The organism is Sorangium sp. So ce834 (genome assembly GCF_051521425.1).
In the GTDB taxonomy this organism is placed as follows: domain Bacteria; phylum Myxococcota_A; class Polyangia; order Polyangiales; family Polyangiaceae; genus Sorangium; species Sorangium cellulosum_D.
This window is the reverse complement of sequence record NZ_CP150351.1, coordinates 6775135-6790377: the sequence shown is the minus strand read 5'-3', so window position 1 is coordinate 6790377 and position 15243 is coordinate 6775135. Positions and strand designations below refer to the sequence as shown.

Below are 15243 nucleotides of genomic sequence, written 5' to 3'. Positions count from 1 at the left end.
GCCGTTCAGTCACGCGCGCTCTGAGGCAACAGGCTTGACGATCGGGAGTGTTGGCTTTATGCTGTCTCAGGCAGTCCGCATGCTAGCTGTTCTCCAATGGCAGCCCGGCGCGTGACTCGTCGCATCGCGATCGGCCGATCACCGGCATATGCGTGACGAGGCGCGTGCAGTGCGGACATGGACATGAAGAATGCTCGCCCACGACGTCCCGACCCATGCTCGCCTCGAAGACCTGGACTCCACCGGCTATGTGGTGGTGCGCTCGTTTCTGAACGACGCAGAAATCGCTCGGTTCGAAGCCGACTACGCGGCGAGTGCTGGGGTCGACACGTCGTACGGAGTCCGGCAAGTCTCTGCCGACGCACGAAGCGCAATCGACGACAAGCTGGCGGTCATGGCGCGCGCCGTCGCGGGCGCCAGCAGCGTGCGGGTCGACATCGCGTCGGTCTGCGCGTTCGGCAGCGCCTACTTCACGACCGAAGGCGAGATCGGGACGGCGTGGCACCAAGACGCGGTGTCGTACTTCGCCTACCAGAACCACCACGACTATCTGAATTTCTACGTGCCCATCGTGAAACCGGCGCGCGAACGGTCCAACCTTTGCGTGATTCCGTTCGATGCCTTTGCGGCGCGTAGCCCGGAGCTCGCCGCCCGGCTCCGCGGGCGCGGCGCGACGCGCTTCGTCGTGAAGGATGGCGCGACGATCGTCCACGACAACGACGCCGGCGGTACTCACGGCGTCCTGCCTTATGCGCTCGACGAGCTGGCCGTGACTCCGCAGCTCGGCCGCGGCGATCTTCTGCTGCTGCGAGGCGACGTGATCCACCGCACCGAGGACAAGGACACGCGCCGGGTGGCAGTTTCGATCCGGATGATGAACCGAGAGACCCGGGTCCGCCGCGCCGAGCTCGTCCGCGGCGGCTTCCTGAAGGCGATCGTGATGACCCATGGACGGCGCGACTTCAGGCGGCTCTTCGACTGCTTCGATGCCGCGGGGAAGGACGAGCTGACGATCGGAGAAATAGCGGGTTTCGAGGCCAGCGCGCGTCCGGCGCGAGCGACCTCGTTCGTCAGCTTCATGGCGTTCCTGATGTGGAACCGGATGCGCGAGCGCCTGGGGCTGTTCTAGCACCGCGTTCGACGAGAGGACTGGGCGATGACACAAGCGACAGTGCAACAAGACGAGCAATTCGACGTGATCGTTCTAGGCGGGGGGCCCGGTGGGTCGTCCGTCGCCTCGTTCGTCGCGATGCAGGGCCACAGCGTGCTCCTGCTCGAAAAGGAGAAGTTCCCGCGCCATCAGATTGGCGAGTCCCTCTTGCCCGCCACCACCTACGGTATCTGCGGCCTGCTCGGGATCAGGGACCGGATCGAGCGGGCCGGCTTCACGCGCAAGCAAGGCGGCACGTTTCGCTGGGGCAAGAGCCCCGAGCCGTGGACCTTCCGGTTCGCCGAGAATCCCCGCGTCCCCGGCGGCTATGCATTCCAGGTCGAGCGCAGCGTGTTCGACAAGATGCTGCTCGACGCCGCGCGCGAGAAGGGCGTCGATGTTCGCGAGGAGCATCCCGTGGTGCGCGTGGAACAGGAAGACGGTCGGTTCTCACGTGTGCGGTTCCGCGACGACCGTGGCAGCGAGCGAACCGCGACCGCGAAGTACATCGTCGACTCGGAGGGGCACCGCGGCCAGACCTACGCGCTGGTCGGAGAGCGAGTGTTCTCGCAGTTCTTCCAGAACGTGGCGCTCTACGGCTACTTCCACGATGGCAAGCGTTTGCCCGCGCCGAGCAGCGGCAACATCCTGTGCGCCGCGTTTCGCGACGGCTGGTTCTGGTACATCCCGCTGTCCGACCGGCTCACCAGCGTCGGCGCGGTCGTGTCCCGCGAGGCCGCGCAGCGGATCCAGGATGGGCCCGAGCAGGCGTTCCAGAGCTTCGTGGATTCCTGCCCGATCATCGCAGAGTACCTCGCGCCCGCCACGCGCGTGACCGAGGGCGTGTACGGCGAATTTCGTGTCCGCAAGGATTACTCGTACTGCAACACGCGATTCTGGAAGCCCGGCCTGGTTCTGATCGGAGATGCCGCCTGCTTCATCGATCCGGTGTTCTCGTCAGGCGTTCACCTGGCGACTTACTCGGCGCTCCTGGCGGCGCGGTCGATCAACAGCTGCCTCGCGGGTGACATCGACGAGCACGAGGCGTTCGAAGAGTTCGAGTTCCGCTACCGGCGAGAGTTCGGAAACTTCTACCAGTTCTTGCTGTCGTTCTACGACATGCATCAGGAAGCGGACTCGTACTTCTGGCAGGCGCGCAAAGTGCTCAACACCGGCGAGAGGGCCAACGACGCCTTCATCCGGTTGGTCGCGGGAGCATCGAGCGTCGACGAGCCGGTGTTCAACCACGCCGAGGACTATTTTCGCTCCCGGCAGGGCATGGGCGAGTGGTTCGAGGGCATGCTGAGCAACCAGCTTGCGATGCAGGTCGACGGCCTGCCCGGCCAGAGCGCGCCAGCGACGCTCGAGGCCGGTCTGAGCGCCGAGCACTTCATGGAAGGCTTCACGGCGGAGGTGCGCCAGATCCAGACGCAAGCGATGTTCGGCCACCGCCGAGCACGCGAGAGCTCGGTGCGACCCCAGGGCCTGATCCCTTCGACCGATGGCTTCGCCTGGCAACGCGGATAGCCGAGGCCCGCTGGTTCGACACGAGGCCACGCATGCAATCTCAACTACACACGAACCTGCACGACATCGTCCGTACGCTGCTGCCGTCGGTCGCCGACGAAAAGCCACAGACCGTCGTCCAGTTCACCGTTCGAGACCAGCGGCTGAGTGCTTATGTGGTCGTCGACCGGACCGAGCACGGCGAGACGCTTCGTGTCGAGGACGGTAAGCACGGTCGTCCCGATGCGAGCATCTTCCTGTCCACGGCGGACCTCGCCGACATCGCGAGCCTGGGCTGCGTCCGCGGCCCGGTCTCGATGACCGGCAGTCCGCCGCTGCTCAGCTCGTTCCGCGATCGGTTCATGTCGATCTCGCCCGCGGGCAAGGCACAGATCGAGGAGATCACCCGGAGCCAGGTCAGCGCGGAGGTCGACCGCATCAGCATCGCGGCGATCTCGCCGGCGGACTTCATCCAGCGCTACGCGATGGCAAGCCGCCCTGCCGTGATCGTCGACGCCATGCCCAAGCGGGACGCCTCTCCCTGGACGATCGAACGGATCCGCTCCGAGCTCGGCGATGCGTCGGTCGAGGTGCGCACCGGCAACTATGTCGCGGACATCTACAAGGAGACGATGCAGACCAAGGAGCTGCGCCTGGCCGAGTATCTGGCGTCCCACGGCGATGGCCTGGCTGACTCCGCGCAGGCCACCCCTCGTCCTTATGCCGCGAGCAATGGGGTTCCCTGGGACTGGCACCTCTGGCTCGATTATCCACCGTTCGTTCCAGAGGGCTTGTGTCAGTATGCAAAGTTCTGGATCGGCCCCGCCGGGACCACAACGCCCCTGCATCGCGATTGGCTCGACAACTTCCTATCGCAGCTGGTCGGCACCAAGCGGATCGCGCTCGTCTCGCCCCACCACGCCCCTCTGCTGTCACCGAGGGTCATTCATGCCGGGCTCGACTCGTGCAACACGGTCGATCCCTTCGAGCCACAGCATCAGGTCACCTCTACGTGTGATCCTGTGTTCGTCACGTTGAACGCCGGTGAGATGCTGTTCTTGCCTGCGGGGTGGTTCCACGACGTCCGGTCGACGTCGTTTTCGTTCTCGGTGAACTTCTTTCTGATGCGAATCCCCTACGCCGTTTGCCCGCCGGACTGGACGACCTTGCTGTAGCGGCGCGCGCAAGAACGTCGCGCGGGCATGTCAATCCTGGTTGTTCCTGGTTCGGGCAGCTCGATCAGTAGCAGAAGCAGGAGTGAACGAGGATTCCGCCCTGCGCTACCGCCGAGCGGCGGCCACGCGGCCGAGGGACGCGTACCGCCGGCGCAGCTCCTCCAGGCATGACGCCATCCACGAGGGCAGGTTCGTCTCGAGGATGTCCTCCATGGTGTAGACGCGCCGCCGCTCACCCCGCCAGTCGATCCACGCCTCGCGCGGCTCCGGATGGGGCTCCGGCGCGTTGCCTTCCACGGCGCGCAGGATGATCCGGGCCTCTCGGGATGAGGATCCCCCGAGGATCTCCAGGGCCTCCTCGGTCCCCAGGAGCGCGAGGCCTGCCGCGGCCTCCTGGCGGGCCAAGGGGATGTCCGAGCTCAGGACTTCGGCGAGGCGCTGCAGCCCTCGGCCGGGATCGAGCAGCGCCAGCATGTACGCGCTCTCGCCGGCTGCATGGCCGGCCGTCGTCGCGAGGAGCGTTGTCAGACGGCTGCGCAAGCTGCTGGACAGGGCGACCTCGACGGCGCTCTGGAGGGCCAGCCGGCAGGCCGTGGCGCGCACGTGAGGCTCGGGGGGGACCTCGCCGGTCGCGCGTTCGGCGACGTCGAGCAGAGGCTCGACGAAGCGAGGATCGCTCCAGTCCTCGATGATGTCGAGCGCGGCGCTCGTGACGCTGTCCAGTGGAGAGCGATTGAGCTGCGCGAGGACCGCTCCCTCTGCGTGCTGTCGACCCAGCCGGGCGAGGGCTCGCAGATCTGCCGCGTTGCCGGGCTCGTAGGGGCCGGAGAGCCGTGATATGCGCTCGGACACCTGCGCCTGCGCGGCTGCCCGGAGGCTCGCCGGCACCGCTAGCGACGCCAGCTCATGGGATGCCCGGACGAAATCTCCGAGGAGGACCGCCAGCCACGCACGCCGGAGCGGCGACTCGGACCGTGCGAGCTCTTCGAGGAGCGGCGCGAGGGCACCCGCGAGCGTCTGGCCGGAAGCGGTGAGCACGACGCGGCGCTCGCCCGTGATGAGCTTCAGCGCCTTGAGCGTGCGAAGGTCAGCCATCCACCAGGCCGCCGTACCTCCGGCGCCCTTCAACGGAGCCTCGATCCCCTCGGGCTCCGGGAGCGAATCGAGGTAGCTCTGGTAGAACCAGGGGTCGATCGAGTCCGCGCCGTTCTCGTCGATATCGACGTCGATCGCGGTGCCGTCGTCGTGTGTCAGGCAACAGCCGATCCCATGGAAGAAGTAGCTCCAGCCGTCCAGACCGGGGACCGGTCCCGCTTGGGGTCGGTCCATCGGAGCTCCGAGCGCGCCGTCGGTCGCGAGCCTCGCGAGGTCTCCATTCAGCTGCTGCTCCACGATCCGACCGACCCAGCGCTGGCGCGGGACGTGGCGATGTAGGGCGACGAGGAGCCACCTCGCCCACGGATCTCCGGGTAGCTCGACGCTGATATCGAGAGCAGCCCTAGCGATGCGCTCTGCGCTCTCCGGCTGCGCCTGCGCGGCCTGCGCGAGCGTCCGGCCGAGGGTATTCAGGCGGAGCATGGTGCGCGCAATCCTATCGCACTCCGCTGGATGGCGGCAAGCGCCGGTGTCCAGGCGCGCCTCATCCCGGTGTCGATCAGCAGCGATTACATCGTCGACGAGACCTGCTGGCGAGAGGGGGCCGAAACCCAGCTGGACGAGTCCCCGCCAGCCACTTCAGGGAAAGTGGATCGGGGGCGAGTGTTCGCCCTGTGTCGCCACTACCCGGGCGTTGTGCCCGAGAGCCTCTATCGCCCCGGGAGCGCCGTGGTCTATGCTCCTGGGAGCCGTGCCGGGCCCCGGGCCGCGCGTGGCATGCTCTCGCCCATGGCGCCGAAGGACACGTCGTCGATGACCCTGCGCGAGCGGCTCGCTCACGTGCCGCAGACGGGCCGCCTGGTCTGGATCGGCGTTCGCCCCGCGTATGGCGCGCCGATGATCGTGCTCCCCGAGGTCGAGCTCGTCGAAGGGCGCGGCGTCGCGGGCGATCGCGCGGCCGGCTCGGCCAGGGCGGGCGGCAAGCGGCAGGTCACGCTGATCCAGCACGAGCACCTGCCGGTCGTCGCGTCGCTCGTGGGGCGCGACGCAGTCACGCCCGAGCTCGTCCGGCGTAACCTCGTGGTCGCGGGGATCAACCTCGTCGCGTTGAAGGGGCTCCGCTTCGCGATCGGCGATGAGGTGGTGCTCGAGGGGACCGGGCCGTGCGAGCCGTGCTCGAAGATGGATGAGGCGCTCGGCGAGGGCGGGTTCCAGGCGATGCGCGGGCACGGCGGGATCACGGCGCGCGTGCTGCGCGCGGGGCGAGCGCGGGTGGGGGATGCGGTGCGCGTGGTCGCGGAAGACGAGGTCGCCTGAGAGCGATTGGCGGCGCGTCGAGTGTGCGGCGGCGGTGCAGGTAGATGCCGCACGATGGGGCGGCAACGCTACTGGGCTTCCGGGTCTCCGAGCGCTCCTTCTCCGGATTCGGGACCGAGTAGCTCCACCTCGCTCCAGAGCGCGTCGAGATCGAGTGAGAGTCCCTCTAGCCCGGACACACTGCCGACGATTCCGTCGGCTGCCGAGCGCGCTGACCGTACCTTTCGCGTCCTGCTCGTCGGTTCGGTTGGCCGGGGTGTTCGCCGGACGCGCGCCGGGGCCGCTGGTGCAGCGCATGCAGGGCGCGTTCACGTGGGATCTCGACGCCTCGCCGCGACGCTCTGCGCAAGCCTGAGCCTCGGCGCCTGCTCGTACACCTCGCCGGTGCTCGCTCCACCCGCGGACATCCGGCCGCCCGCCGCGGCCCAGCTCGAGCCGGACTCGCCGGAGGACGAGGCCGACGAGGCGCTCCGCCCGTTCCGCGACGCGATCGCCGCGTACTCGGAGGCCGTGCGGTGGGCGGAGGCGGCGCAGCGGCCGCGGCTGGAGAGCCTCGTGCGACTCGCGATCGTGCGGCTGGGCAAGGCGCTCGACAAGGTCCCTTTCGCGCACACGACGGCCGGCGTCTCCCAGATCGCCGGCAGACTCCAGAACGATGCGGTCTGGTTCGATGTCGCCGCCCGGTACGCGAGCTTCCGCGCGGCGACGGAGCACGCGCTCCGCGACGCGGCGTCGGGCATGGAGGCGCTCGCGGCCGGCCCGTACCGCGGATCGAGCAGCGTGTCCGCTGCCGTAGGGGAGTTTCGGGGGGAGGCGGCGCGCCTTCACCCCGCGGACCGTGTACCCGCGTCCGACCAGCAGATCCTGACCGCGCTGCGCGCAGCCGAGCGGGCGCTCATCGCGCTCTACACTGCGTTCGCCCGTGAGGAGTGAGCCTCTCTCGGGCGCAGCCGAGCGGCGGCGTGCCGGTGGTTCCCTCTTCGCAACCATGACCGGAGCCGCGCCCGGTCCGCGCAGCGGCTAGCGCGCGTCGCGGCAGAGATCGCTGGAGCGACAGGCGACGACCCGCCCGAGGGTGTCGAACGGATTGCCGCAGCCCTCATTGCGGATCCCCTCCAGACACTCGTTCAGCTGCTTGGCGTCGATGCCGCCTGGGCACTCGCCGAAGGTCAGCTCGTCGCGCCACTCGGATCGGATCTTGTTCGAGCACGCGTCCTTGCTCGAATACTCTCGGTCTTGTCCGATGTTGTTGCACCGCGCCTCGCGGTCGCACCGCGCCGCCACGATGCTATCGACGGCGCTGCCGACTGGCACCGGCGCCTCGCCTTGCGCGCCACCCGGGGTTTGCGCCTCCCCGCCTGACCGCTTTTCGCCGCCGCACGCCGCCGCGAGCAGGCTCATTCCCGACACCGAGATCAGGCCCACGACCAGTTTCCCAGCAATCTTTTGCATGGCTTCCCCTCCCTCACGACACGTCACATCAGAGATTCTCCGCTCGGCTCGTCGGTTCGACAGCCGGCGACGGCCACGAGCAGAACCGTCCCCGACCAGAACAGCCGCATGCGGGTTTCTCGCAACATGCCACGACATCCTTGCGACTAGCGTGCCTCCGCTCGTGCCGAGATCGGCTGTCCTGTGCGACGGCAATGTCCTGCGATCGGCCGGGCAGGATCGACCGACACGGGCGCCGGGCTGGAGGTGCCGCCACGGGCTCGAAATGCGCTGTGGCAGGCGCCTCCATGCCCGCTGCTGGGAACGCAGCGCCCGGCCAGCCTCGGGGCGACGCTGCGAACGGGAGATGCTCCCGGAGAGGCGCCGGGCACAGCCGAGCGCCGTCACCACCGTGCGCACTCGTGAGCTCCAGCTCCTCGGCATAGAAGACACCGTCACTCCCGGTCCGTGTAGGCGATCGTGCTGATCAGCGCGTTCTCCGCCTGACGCGAGTCGAGCCGGGTATGCTGCACGACGATGGGCACGTCCGATTCGATCACGCTGGCATAGTCCGTATCGCGCGGGATCGGCTCGGGGTCGGTCAGATCGTTGAACCGGACGTGCCGGGTGCGCCTCGCTGGAACGGTCACCCGGTACGGCCCGGCGGGGTCGCGGTCGCTGAAGTAGACGGTGATGGCGACCTGCGCGTCCCGGTCCGACGCATTCAACAGGCAGGCCGTCTCATGGCTCGTCATCTGCGGCTCAGGTCCGTTGCTCCGGCCTGGGATGTAGCCCTCTGCGATTGCCCAGCGCGTCCGCCCGATCGGCTTGTCCATGTGTCCTCCCTCCTGGCTCCTCTTTGGCAGCCTCCCTCTGCTGTCCAGGAGCGACGGCCTCTTCGCTCGACGCGCTCGGGGATCCATGGCTGAGAGTCCTCGCCGAGCGCTCCTCGCCGACCGGCGCGCTGAGCGCCGACGGGCTTTGAAAGCACGCGACCGGACACGGGATGCCGGCGCGACGAGGCCGCCCCGCGTCTGATCCCGATCGTGGCATCACGACGTCCGCCGACGCCTCGGCAGGCCGGCGTGAGCGCTGCGCGGTCATGGTCGTCCTCGCGTCACCGCCACCCGCCGATTCACATCCCACCGCGGCACGACGCTTGCTCAAACCGCGACGACACGGCCGGGCGGCTGTGGTACCGGCCAGCCCGGACGCGAGGCCCGAGAGGGACAGTGGGTCCGCCGTGAAGCAGAGAGGCGATCGAGGTGGTGAGATGAAACACGTTGACACGGGCCGACGAGTCGGCCGCCGGATAGGGCTCACGCTCGGTCTTCTCGCGAGCATGGCGCTCGCCGGCTGTGGCGGCCCGAGCGAGAAGACCGTGCAGGGCACGCGGCTCGCGCCCGGCGCCGATGCGCACGTCACCGCCGACGTCGACGCCGACGCCGCGACCACGCGGCTGGCGGTGGACGTCGTTCACCTCTCGCCGCCCGAGCGGATCGAGGCCGGCAGCGAGCGGTTCGTCGTCTGGCAGCGTCCGAGCTCCGAGTCCCCGTGGCTACGGGTCGGAGTGCTCGACTACAACGCTGCCAGCCGAAGAGGCAAGCTGGCCGAGACGACCGTGCCGCATGCCAACTTCGAGCTCCTCATCACCGTCGAGAAGCAGAGCAGCCCTCAGTCGCCATCGTCTGCCGCCGTCATCGGGCCGACGTCCGTCGGGTAACATCGCGCTATCAGCAGCGCTGAGCCCGCCAGCATGCCCCAGAGCCCTGCCTCGATCGCCTTCCCCATCATCCCTGCGCACTCCTCCAGCGACGGCCGCGTCTAGCGACGGTCGCGTCAAAGCAACCGCCGTGCCGGCGCGGCTCTACGTGCGCGACAGGAGAGCGTCCTGGCGCGGCCTGCGCATCGCTGGAAGGATCGGCGGAGCATGGCGAAAGAATCGAGGATCGCGATCTACGGCGCCATCGCGGCCAACGTGGCGATCGCGGCGGTCAAGTTCATCGCCGCCGCCGTGACCGGCAGCTCGGCGATGCTCTCCGAGGGCGTGCACTCCCTCGTCGATACCGCAGACGGGCTCCTCCTCCTGCTCGGCAAGCACCGGAGCGCCCGCCCGCCCGACGACGAGCATCCGTTCGGCCACGGCAAGGAGCTCTATTTCTGGACGCTGATCGTCGCCATCATGATCTTCGCCGCGGGCGGCGGCGTCTCGATCTACGAAGGGATCTTGCACCTCTTGCACCCGCGCCCGATCGAGGATCCGACGTGGAACTACGTTGTCCTCGGCGCAGCGGCCGTCTTCGAGGGGACGTCGCTCGCCATCTCGATCCACGAGTTCAAGAAGAAAGATGGACAGGGCTACGTCGCGGCGATGCGGTCCAGCAAGGACCCGACGACGTTCACGATCGTCCTGGAGGATTCCGCGGCGCTCGCCGGGCTCGCCATCGCCTTCCTCGGCGTCTGGCTCGGGCACCGCCTGGGAAACCCCTACCTCGACGGCGCGGCGTCGATCGGCATCGGCCTCGTGCTCGCCGCGGTCGCGGTCTTCCTCGCCAGCCAGAGCCGTGGACTCCTCGTAGGGGAGAGCGCGGACAGGGAGCTCCTCGCCGCGATCCGCGCGCTCGCCAGCGCAGATCCTGGCGTGTCGGCGGTGGGGCGGCCCCTGACGATGCACTTCGGTCCGCACGAAGTCCTGGTCGTGCTGCGCATCGAGTTCGACGCCGCGCTCACGGCGTCCGGGGTCGCGGAGGCGATCGAGCGCATCGAGACCCGGATACGGAGCGAGCGACCCGACGTGAAGCACATCTACGTCGAGGCCAGGTCGCTCCACCAGCGCGCGAGGGCGTGACGCGCCGTGGAGAGACCGCTCGCGGCCTCCGCCATCCTCCGCGGCGCCCGGGCTCGGGTAGCCCTCGCAGCAGGGCGCGCCTGGCGGGCAAACCGTGCAGACGTCGTCCTTCGACGCGAGGTACGCTGGTTGCAAGTTGTCACGCCGTATCGCGAGGTCCGGCAGCGCCGGAGCCCGGGCGGGCCGGGCGCACGAAGGCGCGGCGAGCGCGGGCTTCGAGGGGGGCGATGTCATGAGGAAGGGCAGGGCGCATGGGGCGATGCTCGGCGGGCGAGAGGACGGCTGGCGTCGCGGTCTCCCCGGCGCCGGCGCGCTGCGCGCCGCGCTCCAGCGCGGTCGCTCGCGCGATCTCGCCCGGCGCCGGCTCATCGCCGCCCTGTCCCTCACCGGCGGCGCCAGCATGGCGGTCGTCTCGCTGTTCCAGCTCGGGATCATCGAGCACCTGCCCGATCCTCCGCTTCCAGGGTTCGATTCGGCCAAGGTGACGAGCTCCGATATCGCGTTCGGGCTCACGATGCCGGACGCGCCGCTCGCGCTCACCAGCTTCGCGTCCAACCTGGCGCTGGCTGGCTGGGGAGGCGCCGAGCGCGCCAGGAACACCCCCTGGATCCCCGTCGCCGTGGCGGCCAAGGCGGCCGTCGAGGCGGCCGTGTCCGGATGGCTCCTCGTCCAGATGCGACGGCGGGAGAGGGCCTGGTGCGCGTACTGCCTGGTCGCCATGGCGGCCAACATGGCCGTGTTCGCGCTCTCGCTCCCGGAAGGGTGGGCGGCGCTGAGGAAGGCGCGAGCGCGCTCGTAACAGGGCCGTGCGGGCGCCGCGGCCATCGGTGGCCGGCGTGCACCCGCTCCGTCACGCCCCGGCCCGCGCCGCGGTGAGCTGCCGCGGACAGGGCGCGTACCGTGGACCCCGCACGCGCCGCGTCGACGGACATCCCCGGCGGCTCGCGCGGCGCGGCCGGCGCAACTCCGGCCCGCCGCCGGGCATCGACATCTCCCGCGAGCAAGGGCACTCCGCTCCTGCCCGCGTCCGCGAACGATGGCTGCGCTGTTTCCACCCTGGAGCAACTCCGTTTACCGCGTGGCGCTCGTCGGGCTCATCGCCTCGGCGGGCGGCGCCATCCTCGCGCTCATGATCTACGTCCGCACGCCGTGGAAGCGATACCAGTTCGAGCCCGTCGATCAGCCGGTGCAGTTCGATCACCGCCATCACGTGCAGGACGATGGCATCGATTGCGTCTACTGCCACACCACGGTGACCCGCTCGCCGACGGCGGGGATGCCGCCGACGGCCACGTGCATGGGGTGCCACAGCCAGATCTGGAATCAGAGCGTCATGCTCGAGCCCGTGCGGCGGAGCTGGTTCTCCGGCATGCCGATCCCGTGGAACCGGGTGAACTCCGTGCCCGACTTCGTTTATTTCAACCACGCGATTCACGTGAACAAGGGCGTGGGCTGCGTGAGCTGCCACGGGCGCGTGGACGAGATGGCGGCCGTCTACAAGGTGGCGCCGATGACGATGGGCTGGTGCCTGGAGTGCCATCGCCTGCCGGAGCCGCACCTGCGCCCGCTCTCCGCGATCACCGACATGCGCTGGGACCCGGGGGAGCGGAGGGACGAGCTCGGGGCGCAGCTCGCGAAGGAGTACGGGGTCCGGCGGCTCACGCACTGCACAGCGTGCCATCGATGAACGATGAACAGGGGATCTCCTTGAAAGACGCAGATGAGATGAAGGAATGGTGGCTAGAGGCGCTCGGGCCGGCGGGAGAGCGCGCGTCCTACAGGCTGCTGGCGCCGCTCATCGAGAGCCCGGAGCTCCGCGCGCTCGCCGCGGGCGAACCGCCCCGGGGCGTGGACGAGCCGGCGGGCGTCAGCCGCCGCGCGCTGCTCAAGCTGCTCGGCGCGAGCATGGCGCTCGCCGGCGTCGCGGGCTGCACCCCGCATGAGCCCGAGAAGATCCTGCCGTACAACGAGACCCCGCCCGGCGTCGTGCCGGGTCTCTCCCAGTCCTACGCGACGAGCATGGTGCTCGACGGGTATGCCATGGGCCTCCTCGCCAAGAGCTACGCGGGGCGGCCCATCAAGATCGAGGGCAACCCCGCGCACCCGGCGAGCCTCGGCGCGACCGGCGTCCACGAGCAGGCCTCGATCCTCTCGCTGTACGACCCGTACCGCGCGCGCGCGCCGACGCGCGGCGGCCAGGTCGCGTCGTGGGAGGCGCTCTCCGCGCGCTTCGGCGGCGACCGCGAGGACGGCGGCGCTGGCCTCCGCTTCGTCCTCCAGCCCACGAGCTCGCCCCTCATCGCCGCGCTGATCGAGCGCGTCCGGCGCAGGTTCCCCGGCGCGCGGTTCACCTTCTGGTCGCCCGTCCACGCCGAGCACGCGCTCGAAGGCGCGCGGGCGGCGCTCGGCCTCAGGCTCTTGCCTCAGCTCGACGTCGACCAGGCCGAGGTGATCCTCGCGCTGGACGCGGACTTCCTCGCGGACATGCCGTTCAGCGTGCGCTATGCGCGCGACTTCGCCTCGCGCCGCCGCCCCGCGAGCCCGGCGGCGGCCATGAGCCGCCTCTACGTCGCGGAGGCGATGTTCACGCCCACGGGGACGCTCGCCGACCACCGGCTCCGCGTGCGGCCCGCCGAGGTCGCGCGCGTCGCGGCCGGCGTCGCGGCGGAGCTCGTGCACGGCCTCGGCCTGCGCCCGCGCGGGATCACGGACGCCGACGCCGCCGCGCTGCGCGCGCTCCGCCCCCCGGACGGCGAGGGGCACGGCGCCTTCGTCCGGGCGCTCGCGCGCGATCTCGCGCGCGCGGGGGGCGCCGGCGTCGCCGTCGTCGGCGACGGCCAGCCACCCATCGTCCACGCCCTCGGGCACGTCATCAACGCCGCGCTCCGCAGCCGGGCGGCCTGGATGGTCGATCCTGTGCTGATCGACGCGGGCCCCTCCACGCAGAGCTTCTCCGAGCTCGTCGGCGAGCTCGGGCGCGGCGCGGTCGACACCTTGATCCTCCTCGACGTGAACCCCGTGTACGCCGCGCCGGCCGACGTCGATTTCGCGGGCCTCCTCGCGCGCGTGCCCACGAGCTTGAAGGCCGGGCTCTACGACGACGAGACCGCCCGCGCTTGCACGTGGTTCGTGCCGACCCGGCATTACCTCGAGTCGTGGGGGGACGCGCGGGCGTACGACGGGACGGTCTCGTTCGTGCAACCCCTCGTCCGGCCGCTGTTCGACGGCCGGGCGGTGCCCGAGCTGCTCGCCGTCTTCGCGGGGGACGAGCGCCCGGATCCCCGGCTGCTGCTGCGCGAGCACTGGCGCGGCGAGCGCGGAGAGGCGGATTTCGAGGCCTTCTGGGGCGAGGCATTGAAGCGCGGCTTCCTCCCTGACAGCGCCCGGCCGAGGCAGACACCGGATCTCGCGCCGGCCGATCTCGCCCAGGAGCTCGCGCGGCTCGCCGCCGCGCCGCGGCCGGCCGGCGGCGCGCTCGACGTGGCGTTCCTCAAATCGCCGTCGCTCCACGACGGCAGGTTCGCCAACAACCCCTGGCTGCAAGAGCTCCCGCGGCCGATCACCAGGCTCACCTGGGGCAACGCCGCCATGATGAGCGCGGCGACCGCGGCGCGGCTCGGCGTCGAGCGCGGCGATGTCGTCGAGCTCGCGCTGCGCGGCCGCACGATCGAGATCCCGGCCGTCGTCGTCCGCGGGCACGCCGACGACGTGATCAGCGTCGACCTCGGCTACGGGCGCGACGCCGGCGAGGAGGTCGCGCGCGGGGTGGGCGTGTCGGCGTATCGGATCCGCCCGTCCGACGCGCGGTGGTTCGCGGGGGGCCTCTCCGTGAGGAAGACCGGCGCCTCGGCCGCGCTCGCGCTGGCTCAGATCGAGCTGTCCCAGCACGACCGTCCCATCGCGCTCAGGAGGACGCTGCCGCAGTACCGTGAACAGCCCGGTTTCGCGGAGGAGCACAAGGGGCCGGTCCGCTCGATCCTGCCGGAGGTCCAGTACACCGGCGCGCAATGGGCGATGTCCATCGACATGTCGATCTGCACCGGGTGCTCCTCGTGCGTCGTGGCCTGTCAGGCCGAGAACAACGTCCTCGTCGTCGGCAAGGAGGAGGTGATGCACGGCCGCGAGATGCAGTGGTTGCGGATCGATCAGTACTTCGAGGGTGGAGGCGACGAGGTGAGCGTCGTCAACCAGCCGATGCTCTGCCAGCACTGCGAGAAGGCGCCGTGCGAGTACGTCTGTCCGGTGAACGCGACGGTCCACAGCCCCGACGGCCTCAACGAGATGATCTACAACCGATGCATCGGGACGCGCTTTTGCTCCAACAACTGCCCGTACAAGATCCGGCGGTTCAATTTCTTCGACTACAATGCCCACGTCCCGTACAACGCCGGCCTCCGCAGGCTCCAGCGCAACCCGGACGTCACCGTCCGCGCCCGCGGCGTCATGGAGAAATGCACGTACTGCGTGCAGCGGATCCGAGAGGCGGATATCCGCGCGCAGATCGAGCGGCGGCCGCTCCGGCCGGGCGAGGTGGTCACCGCCTGCCAGCAGGCCTGTCCGACCGGCGCGATCCAGTTCGGGTCGCTGGATCACGCGGATACCAAGATGGTCGCGTGGCGCAGGGAGCCGCGCGCGTACGCCGTGCTCCACGACCTCGGCACCCGGCCGCGGACGGAGTACCTCGCCAAGATCGAGAACCCGAACCCCGAGATTGAATGAGC

General features: G+C 69.7%; 13 protein-coding genes. 10 read left to right on the top strand and 3 right to left on the bottom strand.

The features are described from left to right. Window positions 1–190: 190 nt before the first annotated feature. From WMF20_RS24380 to WMF20_RS24370, 3 genes are read left to right on the top strand one after another with little or no spacing between them, the layout of a single operon-like run. Window positions 191–1129: a phytanoyl-CoA dioxygenase family protein gene (locus WMF20_RS24380; RefSeq protein ID WP_437616998.1), complete on the top strand. Its 939-nt coding sequence runs from the start codon at window positions 191–193 to the stop codon at window positions 1127–1129. 27 nt (window positions 1130–1156) lie between these two features. Further along, window positions 1157–2677 (top strand): tryptophan 7-halogenase, encoded by a 1521-nt coding sequence (locus tag WMF20_RS24375; RefSeq protein WP_437616997.1) that lies wholly within the window; start codon window positions 1157–1159, stop codon window positions 2675–2677. Window positions 2678–2709: 32 nt separating this feature from the next. Further along, a complete protein-coding gene (locus WMF20_RS24370; protein WP_437616996.1) occupies window positions 2710–3831 on the top strand; it encodes a cupin-like domain-containing protein in 1122 nt (373 codons plus the stop codon). Window positions 3832–3936: 105 nt separating this feature from the next. Here the strand turns inward: WMF20_RS24370 and WMF20_RS24365 are convergent, their stop codons facing one another. Beyond that, window positions 3937–5409, bottom strand: coding sequence for a DUF6896 domain-containing protein (locus WMF20_RS24365; RefSeq protein ID WP_437616995.1), 1473 nt, complete (start codon window positions 5407–5409; stop codon window positions 3937–3939). A gap of 306 nt (window positions 5410–5715) precedes the next feature. Here WMF20_RS24365 and WMF20_RS24360 point away from each other — a divergent pair, with 306 nt between their 5' ends. Further along, window positions 5716–6243 carry an MOSC domain-containing protein gene (locus tag WMF20_RS24360; RefSeq protein WP_437616994.1) on the top strand — a complete coding sequence of 176 codons (528 nt, stop codon included), beginning with the start codon at window positions 5716–5718 and terminating at the stop codon, window positions 6241–6243. Window positions 6244–6555: 312 nt separating this feature from the next. Then, window positions 6556–7176, top strand: a complete 621-nt coding sequence (locus WMF20_RS24355; protein ID WP_437616993.1) for a hypothetical protein — start codon at window positions 6556–6558, stop codon at window positions 7174–7176. 87 nt (window positions 7177–7263) lie between these two features. Here WMF20_RS24355 and WMF20_RS24350 read toward each other — a convergent pair whose 3' ends face one another. Continuing rightward, on the bottom strand, window positions 7264–7695 hold the full coding sequence (locus WMF20_RS24350; RefSeq protein ID WP_437616992.1) for a DUF6184 family natural product biosynthesis lipoprotein: 432 nt from the start codon (window positions 7693–7695) through the stop codon (window positions 7264–7266). Window positions 7696–8129: 434 nt separating this feature from the next. Next, window positions 8130–8510, bottom strand: coding sequence for a sensory rhodopsin transducer (locus WMF20_RS24345; protein ID WP_437616991.1), 381 nt, complete (start codon window positions 8508–8510; stop codon window positions 8130–8132). 437 nt (window positions 8511–8947) lie between these two features. On the opposite strand from WMF20_RS24345, the gene WMF20_RS24340 reads away from it, so the two are divergent. From WMF20_RS24340 to WMF20_RS24320, 5 genes are all read left to right on the top strand, one after another. Next, complete coding sequence (locus WMF20_RS24340) at window positions 8948–9397, top strand: hypothetical protein (protein ID WP_437616990.1); 450 nt, start codon at window positions 8948–8950, stop codon at window positions 9395–9397. A 207-nt stretch (window positions 9398–9604) separates the two neighbouring features. Further along, window positions 9605–10522 (top strand): cation diffusion facilitator family transporter, encoded by a 918-nt coding sequence (locus tag WMF20_RS24335; RefSeq protein WP_437616989.1) that lies wholly within the window; start codon window positions 9605–9607, stop codon window positions 10520–10522. A 232-nt stretch (window positions 10523–10754) separates the two neighbouring features. Then, on the top strand, window positions 10755–11321 hold the full coding sequence (locus tag WMF20_RS24330) for a vitamin K epoxide reductase family protein (RefSeq protein WP_437616988.1): 567 nt from the start codon (window positions 10755–10757) through the stop codon (window positions 11319–11321). A gap of 237 nt (window positions 11322–11558) precedes the next feature. After that, complete coding sequence (locus WMF20_RS24325; RefSeq protein ID WP_437616987.1) at window positions 11559–12209, top strand: cytochrome c3 family protein; 651 nt, start codon at window positions 11559–11561, stop codon at window positions 12207–12209. 20 nt (window positions 12210–12229) lie between these two features. After that, window positions 12230–15241 carry a 4Fe-4S dicluster domain-containing protein gene (locus WMF20_RS24320; protein WP_437616986.1) on the top strand — a complete coding sequence of 1004 codons (3012 nt, stop codon included), beginning with the start codon at window positions 12230–12232 and terminating at the stop codon, window positions 15239–15241. Window positions 15242–15243: the final 2 nt, after the last annotated feature.

Bases quoted from the DNA above. Each gene is read 5' to 3' on its own strand.
- WMF20_RS24380 (WP_437616998.1), top strand. From the start codon at position 191: ATGCTCGCCCACGACGTCCCGACCCATGCTCGCCTCGAAGACCTGGAC.
- WMF20_RS24375 (WP_437616997.1), top strand. From the start codon at position 1,157: ATGACACAAGCGACAGTGCAACAAGACGAGCAATTCGACGTGATCGTT.
- WMF20_RS24370 (WP_437616996.1), top strand. From the start codon at position 2,710: ATGCAATCTCAACTACACACGAACCTGCACGACATCGTCCGTACGCTG.
- WMF20_RS24365 (WP_437616995.1), bottom strand. From the start codon at position 5,409: ATGCTCCGCCTGAATACCCTCGGCCGGACGCTCGCGCAGGCCGCGCAG.
- WMF20_RS24360 (WP_437616994.1), top strand. From the start codon at position 5,716: ATGGCGCCGAAGGACACGTCGTCGATGACCCTGCGCGAGCGGCTCGCT.
- WMF20_RS24350 (WP_437616992.1), bottom strand. From the start codon at position 7,695: ATGCAAAAGATTGCTGGGAAACTGGTCGTGGGCCTGATCTCGGTGTCG.
- WMF20_RS24345 (WP_437616991.1), bottom strand. From the start codon at position 8,510: ATGGACAAGCCGATCGGGCGGACGCGCTGGGCAATCGCAGAGGGCTAC.
- WMF20_RS24340 (WP_437616990.1), top strand. From the start codon at position 8,948: ATGAAACACGTTGACACGGGCCGACGAGTCGGCCGCCGGATAGGGCTC.
- WMF20_RS24335 (WP_437616989.1), top strand. From the start codon at position 9,605: ATGGCGAAAGAATCGAGGATCGCGATCTACGGCGCCATCGCGGCCAAC.
- WMF20_RS24330 (WP_437616988.1), top strand. From the start codon at position 10,755: ATGAGGAAGGGCAGGGCGCATGGGGCGATGCTCGGCGGGCGAGAGGAC.
- WMF20_RS24325 (WP_437616987.1), top strand. From the start codon at position 11,559: ATGGCTGCGCTGTTTCCACCCTGGAGCAACTCCGTTTACCGCGTGGCG.